Source organism: Isoptericola sp. NPDC057653 (assembly GCF_042799955.1).
In the GTDB taxonomy this organism is placed as follows: Bacteria; Actinomycetota; Actinomycetes; order Actinomycetales; family Cellulomonadaceae; genus Isoptericola.
In genome coordinates, this window is sequence record NZ_JBHVHP010000004.1 from 336,965 (window position 1) to 356,590 (window position 19,626).

At 71.9% G+C, this 19,626-nt stretch carries 19 protein-coding genes; 16 read left to right on the forward strand and 3 right to left on the reverse strand.

The window, feature by feature from the left end; genetic code table 11:
• Positions 1-5: 5 nt before the first annotated feature.
• From ACFU9A_RS21020 to ACFU9A_RS21095, 16 genes are all read left to right on the forward strand, one after another.
• The gene (locus ACFU9A_RS21020) at positions 6-827 is read left to right on the forward strand and encodes an L-threonylcarbamoyladenylate synthase (RefSeq protein WP_430577248.1); all 822 of its coding nucleotides are present in this window, start codon (positions 6-8) and stop codon (positions 825-827) included.
• Positions 824-2,077: a glycosyltransferase family 4 protein gene (locus tag ACFU9A_RS21025; protein ID WP_430577249.1), complete on the forward strand. Its 1,254-nt coding sequence runs from the start codon at positions 824-826 to the stop codon at positions 2,075-2,077. The genes ACFU9A_RS21020 and ACFU9A_RS21025 overlap by 4 nt, the downstream gene beginning before the upstream one ends.
• A complete protein-coding gene (locus ACFU9A_RS21030; protein ID WP_430577250.1) occupies positions 2,074-2,559 on the forward strand; it encodes a hypothetical protein in 486 nt (161 codons plus the stop codon). Before ACFU9A_RS21025 ends, ACFU9A_RS21030 begins: the two co-directional genes overlap by 4 nt.
• A gap of 169 nt (positions 2,560-2,728) precedes the next feature.
• Positions 2,729-3,598, forward strand: a complete 870-nt coding sequence (gene atpB / locus ACFU9A_RS21035) for a F0F1 ATP synthase subunit A (protein ID WP_430577251.1) — start codon at positions 2,729-2,731, stop codon at positions 3,596-3,598.
• A gap of 103 nt (positions 3,599-3,701) precedes the next feature.
• Complete coding sequence (locus tag ACFU9A_RS21040) at positions 3,702-3,932, forward strand: ATP synthase F0 subunit C (RefSeq protein ID WP_079569652.1); 231 nt, start codon at positions 3,702-3,704, stop codon at positions 3,930-3,932.
• Positions 3,933-3,934: 2 nt separating this feature from the next.
• On the forward strand, positions 3,935-4,516 hold the full coding sequence (locus ACFU9A_RS21045) for a F0F1 ATP synthase subunit B (protein WP_430577252.1): 582 nt from the start codon (positions 3,935-3,937) through the stop codon (positions 4,514-4,516).
• Positions 4,516-5,331: a F0F1 ATP synthase subunit delta gene (locus tag ACFU9A_RS21050; protein ID WP_430577253.1), complete on the forward strand. Its 816-nt coding sequence runs from the start codon at positions 4,516-4,518 to the stop codon at positions 5,329-5,331. The genes ACFU9A_RS21045 and ACFU9A_RS21050 overlap by 1 nt, the downstream gene beginning before the upstream one ends.
• An 83-nt stretch (positions 5,332-5,414) precedes the next feature.
• Complete coding sequence (gene atpA / locus ACFU9A_RS21055) at positions 5,415-7,043, forward strand: F0F1 ATP synthase subunit alpha (protein WP_430577254.1); 1,629 nt, start codon at positions 5,415-5,417, stop codon at positions 7,041-7,043.
• A gap of 2 nt (positions 7,044-7,045) precedes the next feature.
• The gene (locus tag ACFU9A_RS21060; protein WP_430577255.1) at positions 7,046-7,945 is read left to right on the forward strand and encodes a F0F1 ATP synthase subunit gamma; all 900 of its coding nucleotides are present in this window, start codon (positions 7,046-7,048) and stop codon (positions 7,943-7,945) included.
• Positions 7,946-8,024: 79 nt separating this feature from the next.
• Entirely contained in the window at positions 8,025-9,506 is a 1,482-nt protein-coding gene (gene atpD / locus ACFU9A_RS21065) for a F0F1 ATP synthase subunit beta (protein ID WP_430577256.1), read from the forward strand.
• Positions 9,507-9,606: 100 nt separating this feature from the next.
• Complete coding sequence (locus ACFU9A_RS21070; protein WP_429735122.1) at positions 9,607-9,891, forward strand: F0F1 ATP synthase subunit epsilon; 285 nt, start codon at positions 9,607-9,609, stop codon at positions 9,889-9,891.
• Between the two features lie 11 nt (positions 9,892-9,902).
• Entirely contained in the window at positions 9,903-10,322 is a 420-nt protein-coding gene (locus ACFU9A_RS21075) for a DUF2550 domain-containing protein (protein ID WP_430577257.1), read from the forward strand.
• Positions 10,323-10,362: 40 nt separating this feature from the next.
• Positions 10,363-11,058 (forward strand): endonuclease NucS, encoded by a 696-nt coding sequence (gene nucS, locus ACFU9A_RS21080; RefSeq protein WP_430577258.1) that lies wholly within the window; start codon positions 10,363-10,365, stop codon positions 11,056-11,058.
• A 55-nt stretch (positions 11,059-11,113) separates the two neighbouring features.
• A complete protein-coding gene (locus ACFU9A_RS21085) occupies positions 11,114-12,397 on the forward strand; it encodes an N-acetylglucosamine-6-phosphate deacetylase (RefSeq protein ID WP_430577259.1) in 1,284 nt (427 codons plus the stop codon).
• A 197-nt stretch (positions 12,398-12,594) separates the two neighbouring features.
• Positions 12,595-15,117: a beta-glucosidase gene (locus ACFU9A_RS21090; protein ID WP_430577260.1), complete on the forward strand. Its 2,523-nt coding sequence runs from the start codon at positions 12,595-12,597 to the stop codon at positions 15,115-15,117.
• Complete coding sequence (locus ACFU9A_RS21095; RefSeq protein ID WP_430577261.1) at positions 15,114-15,761, forward strand: YesL family protein; 648 nt, start codon at positions 15,114-15,116, stop codon at positions 15,759-15,761. Before ACFU9A_RS21090 ends, ACFU9A_RS21095 begins: the two co-directional genes overlap by 4 nt.
• Positions 15,762-15,867: 106 nt before the next feature.
• Here the strand turns inward: ACFU9A_RS21095 and ACFU9A_RS21100 are convergent, their stop codons facing one another.
• From ACFU9A_RS21100 to ACFU9A_RS21110, 3 genes are read right to left on the reverse strand one after another with little or no spacing between them, the layout of a single operon-like run.
• Complete coding sequence (locus ACFU9A_RS21100; protein WP_430577262.1) at positions 15,868-17,625, reverse strand: ABC transporter substrate-binding protein; 1,758 nt, start codon at positions 17,623-17,625, stop codon at positions 15,868-15,870.
• Positions 17,626-17,654: 29 nt separating this feature from the next.
• Complete coding sequence (locus ACFU9A_RS21105; RefSeq protein ID WP_430577263.1) at positions 17,655-18,572, reverse strand: carbohydrate ABC transporter permease; 918 nt, start codon at positions 18,570-18,572, stop codon at positions 17,655-17,657.
• Positions 18,573-18,588: 16 nt separating this feature from the next.
• The gene (locus tag ACFU9A_RS21110) at positions 18,589-19,611 is read right to left on the reverse strand and encodes an ABC transporter permease (protein WP_430577264.1); all 1,023 of its coding nucleotides are present in this window, start codon (positions 19,609-19,611) and stop codon (positions 18,589-18,591) included.
• Positions 19,612-19,626: the final 15 nt, after the last annotated feature.

A 19,626-nucleotide genomic window follows, 5' to 3' on the forward strand; every position in this document is an offset into this window, starting at 1 on the left:
TCCCCGTGAGCAGCGTGCACGACGTCACCGACCCGAACACCTGGGGCCCTGCGATCGACGAGGCGGTGAACACGGTCTCGCGAGGCGGCCTGCTGGTGCTTCCGACCGACACCGTCTACGGCATCGGCGCCGACGCCTTCGACGCGGAGGCCGTCGCGGCCCTCCTCGCGGCCAAGGGTCGCGGCAGGCAGATGCCGCCCCCGGTGCTCGTGCCCGACGTGCGCACCCTCGACGGCCTGGCCACCGAGGTCCCCGGCGACGCGCGCAAGCTGGTCGAGGCCTTCTGGCCCGGCGGCTTCACGATCATCCTGCAGGCGCAGCCGTCGCTGCAGTGGGACCTGGGGGAGACGCACGGCACCGTCGCGCTGCGCATGCCCGACCACCCCGCCGCGCTCGCCCTCCTGCGCCGCACCGGCCCGCTCGCGGTGTCCAGCGCCAACGCCTCCGGCAGCCCGGCCGCGCTCGACGTCGCCGACGCGCGCGCCCAGCTCGGCGACGCCGTGAGCACCTACCTCGACGGTGGCGACGCGCCCGGCGGCGTCGCGTCGACCATCGTGGACGCGACCGGCGCGCGGCTGCGCGTCGTGCGGCAGGGCGCCATCACGCTCGAGGCGCTCAACGAGGTCGCCCCCGTGCGGGGCGTCGACGAGGTCGACGAGCCCGAGGACGACGCGACGGACGGGACGGCGGACGACGCGGCGGAGGAGGCGGCCCCCGAGCCCGCCGTGGACGCCGTCGACGCGAGCGCCCCGGACGCCTCCGACGAGGCCGCCGCCCCGACCACCGACGAGCCCGCCGGCTCGCCCGCGGAGGAGCCGGCCGGGTGAGGGCCTATCTGCTCCTGATGCTCGTCTCGGCGGCGGTGACGTACCTCGCCACCCCGGGCGCACGGTGGGTCGCGCGCCGGACCGGCGCGATCTCCGCGGTCCGCGACCGCGACGTGCACCTGAGGCCCACGCCCCGCCTGGGCGGCCTGGCGATGCTGCTCGGCATCGTCGTCGCGGTCGTCCTGGCCTCGCAGATGCCGTTCCTCGCGGGGGTGTTCGCCACCGGGCCGCAGGCGTGGGGCATCGTGGGCGGCGCGACGATCGTGTGCCTGCTGGGCTGGGCCGACGACGTGTGGGACCTGGACTGGATGACCAAGCTCGCGGGGCAGGCCCTCGCGGCGGGCTTCATGGCGTGGCAGCAGGTGCAGCTCACGTCGCTGCCGACGCCGGACGGGCTGTTCATCACGTCGTCCCGGCTGTCGCTGTTCGCCACGATCCTCGTGGTCGTGGTGGCGATGAACGCCGTGAACTTCGTCGACGGGCTGGACGGCCTGGCCGCGGGGGTGATGGCCATCGGCGGCGCCGCCTTCCTGCTCTACACGTACGGGCTCACGCAGCAGGCCACCCCGGAGAACTACGCGAACCTCGCGACCCTGATGCTGGCCGTCCTGGTGGGCGCGTGCCTGGGCTTCCTGCCGCACAACTTCTTCCCGTCGCACATCTTCATGGGCGACTCCGGCTCGATGGTGCTGGGCCTCGTGTTCGCCGGCGCCGCGATCACGATCACCGGCAACGTCGACGCGGTCTCGACCGGCGACGCGCTCTCCGGCGCGCAGCGCGTGCCGCTGTTCATCCCCCTGCTGCTGCCGGTGGCGGTCGTGCTGCTGCCGCTGCTGGACATGGGGATGGCGGTGGTGCGCCGCCTCGCCGCGGGCAAGTCGCCGTTCCACCCGGACCGCATGCACCTGCACCACCGCATGCTGGCGCTGGGGCACTCCCACCGCCGCGCGGTGCTGATCCTGTACGTGTGGGCCGCCGTGTTCTCGTTCGGCGCGGCCGCGCTGGTGATGTGGGACTGGCGGGCCGTGCTCGTCGGGCTCGGCGTCGCCGTGGTCGTCGCGCTGCTGCTCACCCTCGGCCCGCTGCGCACGCGCGGCCGCTTCCTCGACGACGACGTGGCCACCGGCAGCCACCCGGCCGTCGCGCCGCCGGCCGCGCACCCCGCGGCCGCCCCGGCCACGGCCTCCTCGCCGACCCCCGCGACCCCGGTCGCGCCCACCCTGACGACGCACGAAGGACGCCCGCGATGACGACGCCCGACACCTCCGGCCCGACGCCCGACCCCGCCCAGGACGCCGCAGGAGCGGACGCCGCCGCGGGGGAGCACGCGACCACCGCGGAGCGCGCCGTGCTGCGGGTGGCGCTGCGGGACACGCTGCTGCTCGTCGGCGCCCTGGTGGTGCTGGGCGGTGGCATCGGCCTCCTGGTCGCGGGGCTGCCCGGGCTGTGGGGCGCGCTCGTCGGCGCGGGGATCGCCGCGTTCTTCTGCGCGACGACGATCTGGTCGATGATGCGCACCGTCGGCTCGAGCCCGGCGCGCATGGCGGCGTTCGTCATGGGGGCCTGGGTGGCCAAGATCGTGGTCCTCATCGTGCTGCTCGCGCTGCTCAAGGGTGCGACGTTCTACGACCCGTGGGTGCTCATCGCGGTGCTCGCCGTGGGAGCGATCGGCTCCGCGCTGCTGGACTATCGGGCCGTGAACGCCGGGCGGGTGCCCTACGTGCAGCCGTGACCGCGCTGCTCTGACCAGGGTGCTTGCGCCGGGCGACGATCCGTCGCCGAGGGCAACATCGTGCGCTTCTTCACAAGCCGCGTGATCTTGCCAGAAAATCTGCTCTGCGGTGTCGGAGCACCTGTGAACATCCGGTAGGCTGTTCGCGAATCCATGACGGCCAGGTCCGATGGCGTGCCCGCCCAGCGGTGGAGCGTCCGGACCGTACGACCTCCGGGAGAACCCCCTGTCTACGCCAGCGATCCCCCTGCTGCTCGCCGCCGAAGGTGACGGTGAGTTCCACGCGCCGACGATCGCGGACTTCTTCCCGCCGGCGATCTTCTTCGAGGGCACCCCCTTCGAGTTCAACCGGATCATGCTGGTCCGCGTCATCATGGCCACCGTCCTGCTGCTGGTCTTCTGCATCGCGGCGCGGCGCGCCCGCCTGGTGCCCGGCCGGTTCCAGAACGGCGTCGAGATGGTCCTCGACTTCGTGCGGAACTCGATCGCGATCGAGGTCCTCGGCCAGGAGAACGGTCGCAAGTACTTCAAGCTGCTCGCGACGATCTTCTGCACCGTCCTGGTCATGAACATCGCCGCCGTGATCCCGTTCCTCAACATCGCGGGAACCTCGGTCATCGGTCTGCCGATCGTGCTGGCGGCGTGGACGTACGTCATGTACCTGGGCGCGGGCGTCAAGGCCCACGGCGTGGGCGGGTTCCTCAAGAACTCGCTGCTGCCGCCGGGCGTGCCGAAGCCGCTCTACGTGCTGCTCGTGCCGATCGAGGCGCTCCAGGTCTTCGTCCTGCGCCCCGCGACGCTCGTCATCCGACTCCTGGCCAACATGGTCGCCGGGCACCTCATGCTCGCGATCTGCTTCGCCGCGACGTCGTTCTTCCTCTTCGACTCCGCCGGCGCGATGAAGCTGTTCGGCGCGGGCACGTTCGTGGCGGGCGCGGCGTTCTTCTTCTTCGAGGTCTTCGTGGCGGCCCTGCAGGCCTACGTCTTCGCGATCCTCACCGCCGTCTACCTCAACATGTCCGTCGAGGCGGAGCACTGACCGTCACGCGGTACCCGGCCTGAGCCGGACACCAGCTCACCACCTGCACCCACAAAGAGACGCCGGGCCACCCGAGGCCCGGCGCCCAACGGAAGGAAACCCAGTGGACGTCACCACCCTCGCCGAGGTCACCGGAAACATCGGCACCGTCGGTTACGGCCTCGCGGCGGTCGGCCCGGGCATCGGCCTCGGCATCCTCATCGGCAAGACGATCGAGGGCATGGCTCGCCAGCCCGAGGTCTCGGGCCAGCTCCGTACCACGATGTTCATCGGTATCGCCTTCGTCGAGGTGCTCGCGCTCCTCGGCCTGGTGGCCGGCTTCATCGTTCCGTGATGATGACCTCTTCCCTGAACACCCCCGCGCCGGCGGTTCTCGCCGCCGAGGGGACCGAGCAGAACATCCTGCTGCCGCACACGTACGACATCGTGTGGTCGCTGATCATCGTGATCATCGTCGGGATCGTGTTCTACCGGTACGTCCTGCCCAAGTTCCAGGCCGTGCTGGACGAGCGCACCGCGAAGATCGAGGGTGGCATCGCCAAGGCGGAGCAGGCTCAGGAAGAGGCCGCGGCCGCGCTGGCGGAGTACCACCAGCAGCTGGCCGACGCTCGTGCGGACGCCGCGAAGACCCGTGAGGAGGCGCGTGCCGAGGGCACCGCCATCGTCGCGGAGCTGCGCACCAAGGCGCACGACGAGGCCGCGCGCATCGTCGAGACGGCGCACCGCCAGATCGAGGCCGAGCGCCAGACGGCGGCGGTCTCGCTGCGCACCGAGGTCGGCGAGCTGGCCACGGAGCTGGCGTCGAAGATCGTCGGTGAGTCGCTGCAGGACTCCGCGCGCCAGTCGCGCGTCGTCGACCGCTTCCTCGACGAGCTCGAGGCTGCGGGCGAGCCGGCGCCGGTCGGCAAGGAGGGCTGATGCGGGGCACCAGCGGAGCATCCCTCGGCGCGGCACAGGAGCGGTTCGAGCCGGTCCTGCGGTCCGCGGGGGCCGACGCGCAGACGCTCGGCGAGCAGCTGTTCGTCGTCGTCGACGCCCTGGACTCCTCCGGGCCGCTGCGCCGGTCGCTCGCCGACCCGTCGCGCGACGCCGAGGACCGTGCGGCTCTCGCCGGCCGCGTGCTGGCCGGCGGCTTCGACGAGCGGGTCGTGGACCTCGTCACCGGTCTGGCGCGGTCGCGCTGGGCCGGCGACAAGGACCTCGTGGACGCCGTGGAGCGCCTCGGGCTCGACGCCCTGCTGGCGTCCGCCGAGGCGCGGGACGCGCTCGAGACCGTCGAGGACGAGCTGTTCCGGCTGACGCGGGCCCTGGTCGGCCAGCGCGAGGCGCGGCAGGTGCTCTCGGACAGCTCGACCGACCCCGGGCGTCGCGCGGCTCTCGTCGACACCCTGCTCACGGGCAAGGTGGACGTCGTGACGCTGGCGCTCGCCCGCCGGGCCACCACGACCCTCCGCGGCCGTCGCTTCGTGGCGACGCTGCTGTGGTACGGCGAGATCGCGGCCGAGCGCCGCCGTCGCCTCGTGGCCACGGTCACCAGCGGCAGCGTGCTCAGCCAGTCCCAGCAGGACCGGCTCGCCGGTCTGCTCGAGCGGGCCTACGGGCGTGCCGTGCAGCTCAACGTCACGGTCGACGCGACCGTGATCGGTGGCCTGCGCATCCAGGTCGGCGCGGACGTCGTCGACTCCACCGTGCTGTCCCGCCTGGCCGACGCCCGTCGCCGGCTGGCCGGCTAACCCTTCCAAGGCCCAGCGCCGGCCCCCGGTCGGCTACGCAGAACGTGAGGCCGCGCGAGTCGCGGCCACGACAGGAGAGAGCAATGGCTGAGCTGACGATCCGGCCGGAGGAGATCCGCGCCGCTCTGGACAGCTTCGTGAAGTCGTACGAGCCCGAGGGCGCGGTCAGCGAGGAGGTCGGCCGCGTCACCGTCGCCGCCGACGGCATCGCCTACGTCGAGGGCCTCCCCGGCGCGATGGCGAACGAGCTGCTGCGCTTCGAGGACGGCACGCTCGGCCTCGCCCTGAACCTGGACGTCCGGGAGATCGGCGTCGTCGTCCTCGGCGAGTTCACGGGCATCGAGGAGGGGCAGGAGGTCCGCCGTACCGGCGAGGTCCTGTCCGTCCCCGTGGGCGAGGGCTACCTCGGCCGCGTCGTGGACCCGCTGGGCAACCCGATCGACGGTCTGGGCGAGATCGAGAGCGAGGGCCGCCGCGCCCTCGAGCTCCAGGCTCCCGGCGTCATGCAGCGCAAGTCGGTGCACGAGCCGCTGCAGACCGGCATGAAGGCGATCGACTCGATGATCCCGATCGGCCGCGGTCAGCGCCAGCTGATCATCGGCGACCGGCAGACCGGCAAGACCGCGATCGCGATCGACACGATCATCAACCAGAAGGCCAACTGGGAGTCGGGCGACCCGGAGAAGCAGGTCCGCTGCATCTACGTCGCCGTCGGCCAGAAGGGCTCGACGATCGCCTCCGTGCGCGGCGCCCTCGAGGAGGCCGGCGCGCTCGAGTACACGACGATCGTCGCGGCTCCGGCGTCCGACCCCGCGGGCTTCAAGTACATCGCCCCGTACACCGGCTCGGCCATCGGCCAGCACTGGATGTACCAGGGCAAGCACGTGCTGGTCATCTTCGACGACCTGTCGAAGCAGGCCGAGGCCTACCGTGCCGTGTCGCTGCTGCTGCGCCGCCCGCCGGGCCGCGAGGCGTACCCCGGTGACGTCTTCTACCTGCACTCCCGCCTGCTCGAGCGTTGCGCGAAGCTCTCGGACGAGCTGGGCGCGGGCTCGATGACCGGTCTGCCGATCATCGAGACGAAGGCGAACGACGTGTCGGCGTACATCCCGACCAACGTCATCTCCATCACCGACGGCCAGATCTTCCTGCAGTCGGACCTCTTCAACGCCGACCAGCGCCCGGCGGTCGACGTCGGCATCTCCGTCTCCCGAGTCGGTGGTGACGCGCAGATCAAGGCGATGAAGAAGGTCTCCGGCACGCTGAAGCTCGAGCTGGCGCAGTACCGCTCGCTCGAGGCGTTCGCGATGTTCGCGTCCGACCTCGACGCGGCCTCCCGCGGTCAGCTCGCCCGTGGCGCGGTGCTCATGGAGCTGCTCAAGCAGCCCCAGTACACGCCGTACCCGGTCGAGGACCAGGTCGCGTCCGTCTGGGCCGGCACCAAGGGCAAGCTGGACGACGTCCCCGTCGAGGACGTCAAGCGGTTCGAGTCCGAGATGCTCGACCACCTGCGTCGGCACACCTCGGTGCTCTCCACGATCGCCGAGACCGGCAAGCTCGAGCAGGACACGGAGGACGCGCTGGCCGCGGCCGTCGAGGACGTCCGCAACGGCTTCCTCAAGGCCGACGGCACCCCGCTCGTCGGCGGCGACGCCGGCGACGAGTCCACCGACGTCGAGCAGGAGCAGCTCGTCGTGCAGAAGAAGGCCTGAGCATGGCCGGTGGATCCCAGCGCATCTACAAGCAGCGGATCAAGTCGACGCAGTCGCTGAAGAAGATGTTCCGCGCGCAGGAGCTGATCGCGGCCTCCCGCATCGGCAAGGCGCGCGCGCGGACCGCTGCGGCGGCACCGTACGAGCGGGCGATCACCCGCGCGGTGTCGGCCGTGGCGACGCACACGTCGACCAAGCACCCGCTCACCAGCGAGCGGCACGACACGAACCGCGTCGCGGTCCTCGTGATCGCGTCCGACCGCGGCATGGCCGGCGCCTACTCGGCGTCGATCATCCGCGAGGCGGAGCGGCTCGTGACGCAGCTGCAGGAGGACGGGAAGGTCGTCGACCTGTACGCGGCCGGCCGTCGCGCCGTGTCGTACTACCGCTACCGCGGGCGCGAGCTCGCGGGGCAGTGGTCGTACGGGTCGGACAGCCCGGACTCGGACGTCGCCGGCGAGATCGCCGACGGGCTGCTCGGGGCGTTCCTCGCCCCGGCGGCCGAGGGTGGCGTCGGCGAGCTGCACGTGGTGTACACGCAGTTCGTCAACATGGTCACGCAGCGGCCGCGCGTGGTGCGCATGCTCCCGCTCGAGGTCGTCGAGGGCGTGGCCGTGCCCGGTGAGCACGACGCGTTCCCGCTGTACGACTTCGAGCCGTCGCCGGAGAGCGTCCTCGACGCGCTCCTGCCGCGCTACGTCCGCAGCCGCATCTTCAGCTTCATGCTCGACGCCGCGGCGTCCGAGCTGGCCGCGCGCCAGCGGGCGATGCACACGGCGACGGACAACGCCGAGGACCTGATCCGCACCTACACGCGCCTGGCGAACCAGGCCCGCCAGGCGGACATCACCCAGGAGATCAGCGAGATCGTCTCGGGTGCCGACGCCCTCGCGGCGTCATGACGCCGGCCACGGCTTCAGCCGAGCCGGCTCTGACGACCGTACTGACATCCGCAACGTTCCTTTCGAAGCGAGGCAAGCAATGACCGCCACCACCGTGGAAGCCCCGGTCGAGCACCAGAGCGGACCCGGCGTGGGCCGTGTCGCGCGCGTGATCGGCCCCGTCGTCGACATCGAGTTCCCCGAGGACGCGATCCCCGACATCTACAACGCCCTGACGGTCGACATCGACCTGTCGAGCCAGGGCGAGGGCGAGAAGTCCTTCGCCCTCATGCTCGAGGTCGCCCAGCACCTCGGCGACGGCCTGGTCCGCGCCATCGCGCTCAAGCCGACGGACGGCCTCGTGCGCGGCGCCGTCGTCACCGACACCGGTTCGCCCATCAGCGTGCCGGTCGGCGACATCACCAAGGGCAAGGTCTTCAACGTGACCGGCGACGTCCTCAACCTCGCCGAGGGTGAGAAGCTCGAGGTCACCGAGCGCTGGCCGATCCACCGCAAGCCCCCGGCCTTCGACCAGCTCGAGTCGAAGACCGAGATGTTCGAGACCGGCATCAAGTCGATCGACCTCCTCACCCCGTACGTCCAGGGCGGGAAGATCGGTCTCTTCGGTGGTGCGGGCGTCGGCAAGACGGTCCTCATCCAGGAGATGATCCAGCGCGTCGCGCAGGACCACGGCGGTGTCTCCGTGTTCGCCGGCGTCGGCGAGCGCACCCGTGAGGGCAACGACCTCATCGCCGAGATGGAGGAGGCCGGCGTCTTCGACAAGACGGCCCTGGTCTTCGGCCAGATGGACGAGCCGCCGGGCACGCGTCTGCGCGTCGCCCTGTCGGCGCTCACGATGGCGGAGTACTTCCGCGACGTGCGCAAGCAGGACGTGCTGCTCTTCATCGACAACATCTTCCGGTTCACGCAGGCCGGCTCCGAGGTGTCGACGCTGCTGGGCCGCATGCCGTCCGCGGTGGGCTACCAGCCGAACCTCGCCGACGAGATGGGCCTCCTCCAGGAGCGCATCACCTCGACGCGCGGTCACTCGATCACCTCGCTGCAGGCGATCTACGTGCCGGCGGACGACTACACCGACCCGGCGCCGGCGACCACGTTCGCCCACCTGGACGCGACGACCGAGCTCTCCCGCGAGATCGCGTCGAAGGGTCTGTACCCGGCGATCGACCCGCTGACCTCGACGTCGCGCATCCTCGACCCGCGCTACGTGGGCCAGGAGCACTACGACGTGGCGACGCAGGTGAAGTCGATCCTGCAGCGCAACAAGGAGCTCCAGGACATCATCGCGATCCTCGGTGTGGACGAGCTCTCGGAGGAGGACAAGACGGTCGTCGCGCGTGCGCGCCGCATCCAGCAGTTCCTCTCCCAGAACACCTACATGGCGAAGAAGTTCACCGGCGTGGAAGGTTCCACCGTGCCGCTGAGCGAGACCATCGAGGCGTTCAAGAAGATCGCCGAGGGCGAGTTCGACCACATCGCCGAGCAGGCGTTCTACAACATCGGTGGCCTCGAGATGCTCGAGGAGAACTGGGCCCGGATCCAGAAGGAGTACGGGGCCTGACGGTCTCGTCCCGCCGCGTCGTCCCGCCGGGGGGCCCGCCCTCCCGGCGGGACGACGCGACTCATGACGAACCCCGCACGATCGGAAAGAGGACATGGAGATGGCAGAGCTGAACGTGGACCTCGTCGCGGCCGACCGCAAGGTCTGGTCCGGCGCGGCGCGCGAGGTCAGCGCCCCGTCCGTCGACGGCCAGGTCGGCATCCTCGCCGGCCACGCCCCGCTCCTCGCGGTGCTGCGGCCTGGCACGGTCAAGGTGTCGACGGCCCACGGGACGGCGGTCGAGGCGCACGTGACCGGCGGCTTCGTCTCCGTCGACGGAAACCTCGTCACGATCGTCGTGGACGAGGTCTCGGAGCTGTCCGGCCGCGAGCCGGCGCTCCGCTGAGGCAGGTGCCGGTGGCGTACGTCGTCTGGGTCGCGATCGGGATCGTCGTCGCGCTCGGACTGGTGCTCGCCGCCGGTGCCTCCCGCCTGCGGACCCTCTCCCGGAGGGTCGGCTCCTTCCCCTGCCACGCCCGGCCCGCGGACGACCCGCAGGCCGCGTGGATGGTGGGGATCGCCCACTACGCCGTGGGCCGTATCGACTGGTGGCGCGGCTGGTCCCTGGCCCCGCGCCCCGCGCGGGTCTGGCACCGTGACCGCCTGTCGATCACCGGCCGGGCCCCGCTCGACCAGGCCGGCCAGCCCGACCAGGTGCTGGTGCGCTGCCGTTACGACGGCACCGACTTCGAGCTGCTGATGTCGTCCGGCGCGTACGCCGGCCTGGCCTCCTGGCTCGAGTCCGCGCCTCCCGGGCGCCGCGACCTGGTCCTGTAGAGCACCGCCACAGCACCTGCCACGAACGAAGAGGGGGACCGTGCGTCTCGTCGTCGCCCGCTGCTCGGCCCGGTACACCGGCCGGCTCACCGCCCACCTGCCGCTCGCCACGCGGCTGCTCGTCGTCAAGGCGGACGGCAGCGTGCTGCTGCACTCCGACGGCGGCTCGTACAAGCCGCTGAACTGGATGAGCCCGCCGTGCGCGACCTCGGTCGCCGACCCGGACGACGAGGCGCGCGAGCGCGGCGTCACCCAGGTCTGGACGGTGCAGCACCAGAAGTCGGACGACCGCCTCGAGATCGAGCTGCACGAGGTGGAGCACGACTCCGCCCACGACCTCGGCATCGACCCCGGCCTGGTGAAGGACGGCGTCGAGGCGCACCTGCAGGAGCTCCTCGCCGCGCAGATCGACCGCCTGGGCACCGGGCACACCCTGGTGCGCCGCGAGTACATGACCGCGATCGGCCCGGTCGACATCCTCGCCCGCGACGGCGGCGGGGGAGCGGTGGCGGTCGAGATCAAGCGCCGCGGCGACATCGACGGCGTCGAGCAGCTGACCCGGTACCTCGAGCTGATGAACCGCGACCCCCTGCTGGCCCCGGTGCGCGGCGTGTTCGCCGCCCAGGAGATCAAGCCGCAGGCCCGCGTGCTCGCCACGGACCGTGGGATCGAGTGCCTGATCCTCGACTACGACGCGATGCGCGGCGTCGACGACGTCGACTCCCGCCTCTTCTGACCGGGTTTGTCAGGAAGGTTTCGCAACTCGGGAGGGGTGCGGCAGGATGTGGCGCATGAGTGATGCGACCTCCCCGGCCCCTGTCCCCGTGCCCGGCGAGCTGGTCGTGCTGCGCGGTCGGGTCGTGACCCCGCACGACGTCGTCGACGACGGTGCGGTCGTCGTGGCCGACGGCGTCGTCCGATGGGTCGGCCCCGCGGCGGCGGCCGAGCACGCCGACCCCGCGGTGGCCGCGGCCGTCGCGGCGGCGCCCGCCCCGGACCCGGAGACGGTGCTGCTGCCCGGGCTCGTGGACCTGCACGACCACGGCGGCGGAGGCGTCGGCTTCCCCGACGCGGCCAGCGCGCAGGAGGCGATGGTCGCGGTGCTGGAGCACCGGCGGCACGGCACCACCACGATGCTCGCCTCGCTGGTCACGGCCGGCCGGGACGCGCTCCTGGCGCAGGCGGCGATGCTCGCCGGGCTCGCCGAGGCGGGGGAGATCGCGGGCATCCACGCCGAGGGTCCGTTCCTGTCCCACGAGCGCCGCGGCGCCCAGAGCCCCGACGACCTCGTGCCCGGAGACACCGGGCTGGTCCGCGACCTCGTCGAGGCCGCGCGCGGGCACCTGCGGACGATGACGGTCGCCCCGGAGGTCGACGGGGTGACCGGCCCCGGAGGGGTGGCCGAGGCGCTGGTCGAGGCCGGCGTCGTGCCGTCGCTGGGCCACACGGACGCCACCACCGAGCAGGCCGAGGCGCTCGTCGCGCAGGTCGCCGCGGGCCTCGCCGCGCTGGCCGCCGCCGACGAGGCGCCCGAGCGGGAGATGACGGCGACCCACCTCTTCAACGGCATGCGCCCGCTGCACCACCGCGCGCCGGGCCCGATCGCCGCGTGCCTGGCGGCGGCCGCCCGCGGCGACCTGGTCGTCGAGCTCGTCGCGGACGGCGTGCACCTGGCGCCGGCCACCGTGCGCAGCGTGGTCGAGACGGTCGGCGCCGACCAGGTCGTGCTGGTCACCGACGCGATGGCGGCGGCCGGCATGGCGGACGGCTCGTACGAGCTGGGGCCGATGGCGGTCACCGTGAAGGACGGCGTCGCCCGGCTCGCCGACCCGGACTCGCCCGAGGGCGGCTCGATCGCGGGCGGCACCGCGCACCTGGTCGACGTCGTGCGCTCCACCGTCGCCGCGGGCGTCCCGCTGGTCGACGCCGTCCGCTCGGCGTCGTGGGTGCCCGCGCGCGTGCTCGGCCTCACGGACGTCGGCGGCCTCGTGGTCGGCCGCCGCGCCGACGTCGTCGAGACGGACGGCGACCTGCGCGTGCGCCGCGTGCTTCGCGGCGGCGCGCCGGTCGCCTGACGAGCGGCCCCCGCAGAACCCTTCGAGCACGCGATCCGTCGCGCCATCCACCGGGATGGCGCGACGGATCGCATGCTCGAAGGGTTCTTTGCTCTGCGGGGCCGGTGTCGCTAGCGTGGGTCGAAGCGCTTCGACATCCAGTCGACACCGAACGCGCCCGCCCGTGCCGCACCGCCGCGGCACCCCGAGGAGGACCCGTGGACGTGCCTGCCTTCCGTGACCACCGCCTGCCCGCGCCCGAGCGCGCCCGCGACCTGCTGTCCCGGCTCGAGCCGGACGAGCGGGTCGCGATGCTCCACCAGCACGCCCCCGCCGTGGAGCGGCTCGGCCTGGCCCCGTTCCACACCGGCTGCGAGGCGCTGCACGGGGTGGCGTGGCTCGGCCGCGCGACCGTCTTCCCGCAGCCCGTGGGCCTCGCGGCCACCTGGGACACCGGCCTGTTGCGTCGCGTCGGCGAGGCGGTGGCGGCCGAGGTGCGCGCGAAGCACCGGGCCGACCCGTCGGTGAGCCTCAACGTGTGGGCGCCGGTGGTGAACACGCTGCGGCACCCGGGCTGGGGTCGCAACGAGGAGGGGTTCTCGGAGGACCCGCACCTCACCGCGCACCTCGCGACGGCGTACGCCCAGGGCCTGCGCGGGGACCATCCCCGCGTCTGGGCGACCGTCCCGACCCTCAAGCACTTCCTCGCGTACAACAACGAGACGGACCGGTCGTCCACCAGCTCGAACCTCACCCCGCGCACCCTGCACGAGGAGGAGCTGCCCGCCTTCCGCGGCCCGGTCGAGGCGGGGGTCGCGGGCGCCGTGATGCCGTCGTACAACCAGGTCAACGGGGTGCCCGCGCACCTGCAGGCGGAGCTGTTCGACGAGCTGCGGTCGTGGGCGGCCGGGTCGGTCGCCCTCGTCTCGGACGCGGCGGCGCCCGCGTTCCTCGTGACGCTGCAGCAGGCGGCGGCGGACCGGGCGGCCGGCGACGCGGCGATGGTGCGGGCCGGCGTCGACTCGTTCACGGACGACGACGCCGACCGCGGCCCCACGGTGCGTCGCATCGAGGAGGCGCTCGCCCGCGGGCTGCTCACCATGGAGGACGTCGACCGGGCCGTGCTGCGCATGCTCGAGCTCCGGGTGCGCACCGGCGAGCTGGACGGGGAGCACGACCCGTACGCCGACCACGGCGAGATCGACCCGCCCGAGCACCGCCGGCTGGCCCGGGAGGCGGCGGGCCGCGCCGTCGTCGTGCTCCGCAACGACGCCGGCGTGCTGCCGCTGGCCGCGCCGGGCTCGGTCGCCGTCGTCGGGCCGCTCGCCGACGACGTCCTGACGGACTGGTACTCGGGCACGCCGCCGTACGCCGTCACCCCGGCCGGCGGCCTGCGCGACGCGCTCGGCGCGGACCGGGTGGAGGTGGCGACCGGGGCCGACGTGGTCGCGCTGCGCGTGGCGGGCACCGGTACCTACGTCGCGGTGTCCGAGGACGGGGCGAGGGTCGCGGCGTCCGCCGCGGAGGCGGGGAAGGGCACGCGCCTCGAGGTGACCGACTGGGGCGACGGCGTGCTGACGCTCCGCTCGGGGGCGTCGGGGCGGCTGCTCACCGGGGCCGCCTGGCCGCTGCGCGCGGACGCCGACCGGGTGGGCGGCTGGGAGGTGCAGGAGAGCTTCCGCCGGCTGGTGCACGCGGACGGCTCCTGGTCGCTGCTGCACCTGGGGTCCGGGCGCTGGGTGCGGGTGCAGCGCGGCACCGGCGTGCTGTGCGCCGAGGGCCGGACGCCCGAGGACGCGGCCCGCTTCGTGCCGCGGATGCTGGAGTCGGGGCTCGCGCGCGTCGCCGAGGTCGCGGCGCGCTGCGACGCCGTCGTCGTGGCGGTCGGCAACGACCCGCACCTGGGCGGCCGGGAGACGCAGGACCGCCCGCACCTGCTGCTCCCGGAGGCCGCGGTCGAGGTGTGGCGCGCGGCCTCCGGCGCCAACCCGCGCGCCGTCCTCGCGGTCGTGTCGAGCTACCCGTACGTGCTCGGGCCCGGGGCCGAGGACGCCGCCACGGTCGTGTGGAGCAGCCACGGCGGTCAGGAGCTCGGGCACGGGCTGGCCGACGTGCTGACCGGTGCGGTCGAACCGGCCGGCCGCCTCGCCCAGACCTGGCCCGCCCGGCCGGAGCAGGCGGGCGGCCTCTTCGACTACGACACCCGCCGCCAGCAGGTCACCTATCGCCACCTCCCGGCGGGCCGCGCCGGCACGCCCGCCTTCGCGTTCGGCCACGGCCTGACGTACGCGGAGGTCGAGTACGCCGGCCTGGACCTGTCGAGCACCGTGGTGCCCGCGCCGGCGCCGACCCGCGACCACGCGCCGCTCCAGCCGGCCGGCGCGGACGCGGGCGCGATCACCGCGCGCGTCACGGTGCGCAACGTGGGCGCGCGGCCGGCCGAGGAGCTGGTGCAGGTCTACTCGCTCGGCGGCCCGGCGGTGGAGGGGGAGGCGCCGGTCCGGCTGCTCCTCGGGTACCGGCGTGTGCGGCTCGCCCCCGGCGAGGAGGCGACGGTCGACGTCCCGTTCGACGTCGCGCGCCTGGCCCTGTGGACCCAGGGCGGGACCGAGGGGATGCTCGACGGGGACCTCCGGGTCCGGGCCGGGGAGTACCTCGTCGCGGCCGGTCCGTCGAGCGTCGACCTGCCGGCCCGGGCCCGCCTCGTCGTCGGGGCGACGGCCGGGGGGTCCGCGCGGTGAGGATCGACCCGGACGGCCGCGGGGTGCAGGGGCTGACCACGTTCATCCTGTTCGTGGTGCTCAACGTCCTGTACCTCGCGGCGTGCCTGCCGGTGGTGACCGTCGGGGCGGCCACGTCCGCGCTGCTCGAGGTGACGCTGCGGTACGCCGACGACGAGCGCGGCCACCTGGTGCGCGGGTTCGTCGTCGCCCTGCGCCGCAACGCCTGGCGTGGCACGGCGGTGCTGGTGGCGCTGGGGGTCCCGGCGGCGATGCTGGTGTTCAGCGGCGTCTTCTGGCTCTCGATGAGCAGCGTGCTCAGCGCGGTGGCCGGGTCGCTCGCCCTGCTCGGCGCCGGGTACCTGCTCGCGGCGCTGCTGTACGGCCTCGCGCTCGTGGCCTGGTTCGACGCGCCGCTGCGGGGCACGCTGCGCAACGCGCTGCTGCTGCCCCTGGCCGAGCCGGCGCGCACGCTGGGCCTGGTGCTGATCCCGGTGGGGGCGGCCTGCGTCGCGTACGTCCTGCCCCAGACGCTGTTCCTCGCCGGCACGATCGGCTTCTCGTTCGGGGCGTACGTCTGCGCCCTCGTGCTGCACGGCGTGTTCCGCCGCCGGCAGGCCCACCCGTCCGAGCTCGAGCCGGTGAGCCCGCACTCCGGGCAGTGACGACCCGCGCGGCGGGGACGACGAAGGGCTCGGGCGCTGCGCCCGAGCCCTTCGCCGTGCGGTGGGGGACCGTCACGGGTCACCCTCACCCGTCACCGGGTGGGCGTCACCCGAACTCCTTCGCGACGCCGACGCGGGCGTCGTTCTGCGCCTTCGCGTTCGCCATGTCGAACTCGAGGACCTTGGCGTAGCCGAGCCCGTCGACCGTCTTCTGCATCCCCGCCAGGAGGGAGTCGAACTCCGCCTGGTCCTTGGCGAAGACCATCTTCCAGGAGCCCTCGATGATGGCGGCCTTGGCCTGGCTGCGGATCGCCTCGATCTCCGAGCCGTCCGCGGGGGCGGTGAAGCTCGACCCCGGCGCCACGACGACCTGGTCGTTCTTCTGCAGGTACTCCATGGTCGACGTCGCGTCGCCCATCCGGGACGACCAGTCGTCGGTGAGCTTGTTGCTGGTCGTCTTCTGGTAGCTCGGCCAGTACTTGTAGCTGTACGGGAAGCCGGTGTCGGGGTTCTCGTCGATCGGCAGCACGGTGGAGACGTTGAGCGTCGAGACGCCGTCCTTGTACGCGCCGCCGCCCCACTCGGCGGGCACGTCGGCGCCGCCCTCGAGGATCGCCTTCGTGCCGAAGTCGGTGAGCACGGGGGCGCCGTCGTCGTCCTTCTCCCAGGTGAGGCCCTCGGGGCCGGCGGCGCCCTGCGTCTCCGACGCGCTGGCGAGGACGCCCTCGGGCGAGTACAGCCAGTCGACGAACGCGGCCAGGCGGGCCGGGTCCTCCGCCTTCGACCCGATGCCGATGATCTGCTTGCCGCCGTAGACCTCGGCGCCGTAGGAGAAGATCCGCTGGTCGGCCATCGGGACCAGCTCGAAGCCCTTGCCGTCCGCCATGTTCTGCTCGGTGTTGTAGGCGGACTGGCCCAGCCACGGCCACCACGAGAGGAGCACCTGGCCGTTCTGGTACTTCGAGAACATCGTGTCGTAGTTCTGCGTGGTCGACTCCGGGTCCACCAGGCCGAGCTGGTTGGCGTCGAAGTAGAACTTCAGGGCCCGGACGTACTGCGAGTCCGAGTCGACGATGCTCTGGTAGTCGGAGCCGTCCGCCTTCGCCAGGACGAAGCCCATCTCGTCGTACCCGTAGAGGGTCGCCGGCTGCTTCGCCGTGACCATCATGTTGCCGTCCCAGTCCTTGAAGAGCGAGATGGCGTGGACGGGCTTGCCGTCCTCGGTCTTGGGGTACGCGTCCTGCATCGTCTTCAGCACCGGCAGGAGGTCCTCGAGGGTGCCGATCTCCGGGTAGCCCGCGTCGCCGTACAGGTCCCAGCGCAGGTACGGGCCGAACGTCGGGTCGATGCCCTCGGACGACTCGGTCGGCTTGAGGGACGAGACCGACGTCGGGAAGCCGTAGACGCCGTCCTTCCCGTCGTTGAGGTGCTGGACCGCGGGGTCGTAGGTCGCGACGTTCTTCATCGACCCGTAGTAGTCGGAGGCGTCCAGCAGCAGGCCGCCCTCGACGAGCTCGTCCAGCTGCTTGCCCTTGTCGACGACGACGAGGTCGCCCAGCTCGCCGCCCGAGACGCGGGTGTTGTAGAGGGTGTCACCGCCGCCCGCGACGTTGGGGGCGATGATGTTGAGCTCCATGTTGAACTTGTCCTTGACGATCTTGCCGAACCAGCCGCCCTGGATCCCCATGTAGTTGGCCAGGCCGTCGTAGACGTCGACGGTGATCGGGTCCGCCTTCGACCAGTCCTGGTCGATGCTGACCGGGCCGGACGTGTCGTCGTCGGAGCCGGCGGCCGTGCAGGCCGCCAGCGACAGCGCCCCGAGGATCGGGACCACCACCATGGCGACGGATCTCCTGAGTTTCATGACACCCCTTCGTGCGCGATGAGACACGGTCAGCCCTTGACCGCGCCGAGCATGATTCCCTTGACGAAATACCGCTGGAACAGCGGGTAGATGAAGATGATCGGCAGCACCACGAGCACCGCGACCGTCATGCGGATCGACGTCGGCGTCTGCGTGGTGGCGGCCGACGCGATGGCCCCGAGGTTTCCTTGGGCGTTCTGCGCCGCCTGCGCCAGGCTGTTCGCCTGGTTCGTGTACGTGTAGAGCAGGTACTGCAGCGAGTAGAGCTTCTGGTCCGTGATGTACAGGAGCGTGTCCTGGAACGAGTTCCACTGCGCCACCGCCGTGAAGATCGCCACCGTGGCGAGGATCGGCGTCATGTTCGGCAGGATGATGCGGAAGAAGACCCGGATCGTGCCGGCGCCGTCGATCTCGGCCGCCTCCTGCAGCGAGCGGGGCATCGACTCCACGTACGTCTTGACGAGGATGATGTTGAACGGCTGCACGACGACCGGGAGGATGTAGACCCAGAACGAGTTGGTGAGCCCCAGCGTCTTCATCGTGATGTACATCGGGATGAGTCCCGCGCTGAAGTACATGGTGAAGATGACGAGGCGGTACCAGAGGGAGCGCTTCCACATCCGTTCCTGAGTGAACATGAAGCCGAGGAACGCCGAGGCCAGCACCGTGCACGCCGTGCCGATCACGGTCCGCGCGACCGACACGATCGTGGCCGCGGTGAGGCCGTTCAGCTGCAGGATCTGGGTGTAGTTCGACAGGTGCAGCCCCTCGGGCCACAGCCGGACGTCGCCGAGGGCGCTGACGTCGTTGGCGCTGATCGAGTTGATGATGAGGAAGTAGAACGGGTAGGCGCACAGGAGCGCGAAGAGCAGGAACCCGGCGTAGTTCACGACGGCGAAGGGGACGTCCCCCCGCGTGCGCCGCAGGGCGGGGCTGGTGATCGACATGTCCGGTCCTCCCCGGTCAGATGATCGACGTGCCGCGGGCACGCTTGGCGATCGCGTTGGCCGTGACGAGCAGCAGGACGGAGATGACGCTCTTCAGCATGCCGAGCGCCGTGGCCATCGACAGGCTGTTGCCGGTGATGCCGATGTTGTAGACGTACAGGTCCAGCACCTGGATGTGCTCCTTGTTGAAGGCGTTCTGGAACACGTAGTACTGCTCCATCCCGTTGTTGAGCATGTTCGCGATGGACAGCACGAGCAGGACCACATAGGTGGGCATCAGCTGCGGGAAGGTGATGTACCGCATGAGCTGGAACCGGCCGGCGCCGTCGATGCGGGCCGACTCGTACAGCGCCGGGTCGATCGACGTGATGGCGGCGAGATACATGATCGCGCCCCACCCGAGGCCCTTCCACAGGCTCCAGAGCAGCATCGTGAGCCAGACGTGCTCGCCCGTGTCGAGGAACTTGATCGGGGTGGTGATGAGGCCCCAGTCGTTCAGCACCGAGTTCACGAGGCCCGAGGTGGAGAACAGGGAGAACGCGATCATGTAGACGAGCACCCACGAGATGAAGTTCGGGAGCGTCGTGAGGGTCTGCACCGCGTTCTTGAACCAGGGGGCCCGGATCTCGTTGAGGAGCATCGCGAAGAAGACCGGCAGCAGCGAGGTCGCGATCCCGAGGAAGCTCATGGCGAGCGTGTTCGCCATGACCTGCCCGATCTGCTGGAGCTGCGTGGGGGAGGAGACGAGCATCCGGAACCACTGCAGGCCGACGAACTCGCTGCCCGACAGGCCGAGCGCGGGCCGGTAGTCGAAGAACGCCGTGGCCCAGCCGGCCAGCGGCAGGTACGAGAACACCAGCACGAGCAGCAGGAACGGCAGGATGACGAGGAACATCCTCCGCGACGGCTTCTTGCCCGCCCGGCGGGGGGCGCTCGGGCGCCGCGGCCCCTCCTCGTCGTCGGCCGCCCGGGGCCGATCGCGTGCCGGTGCTGCGCTGGCGGCGCCGTCGAGCAGCGGCGCTCCCTGGGTGAGGCTCACCTGTCACTCCCTCGT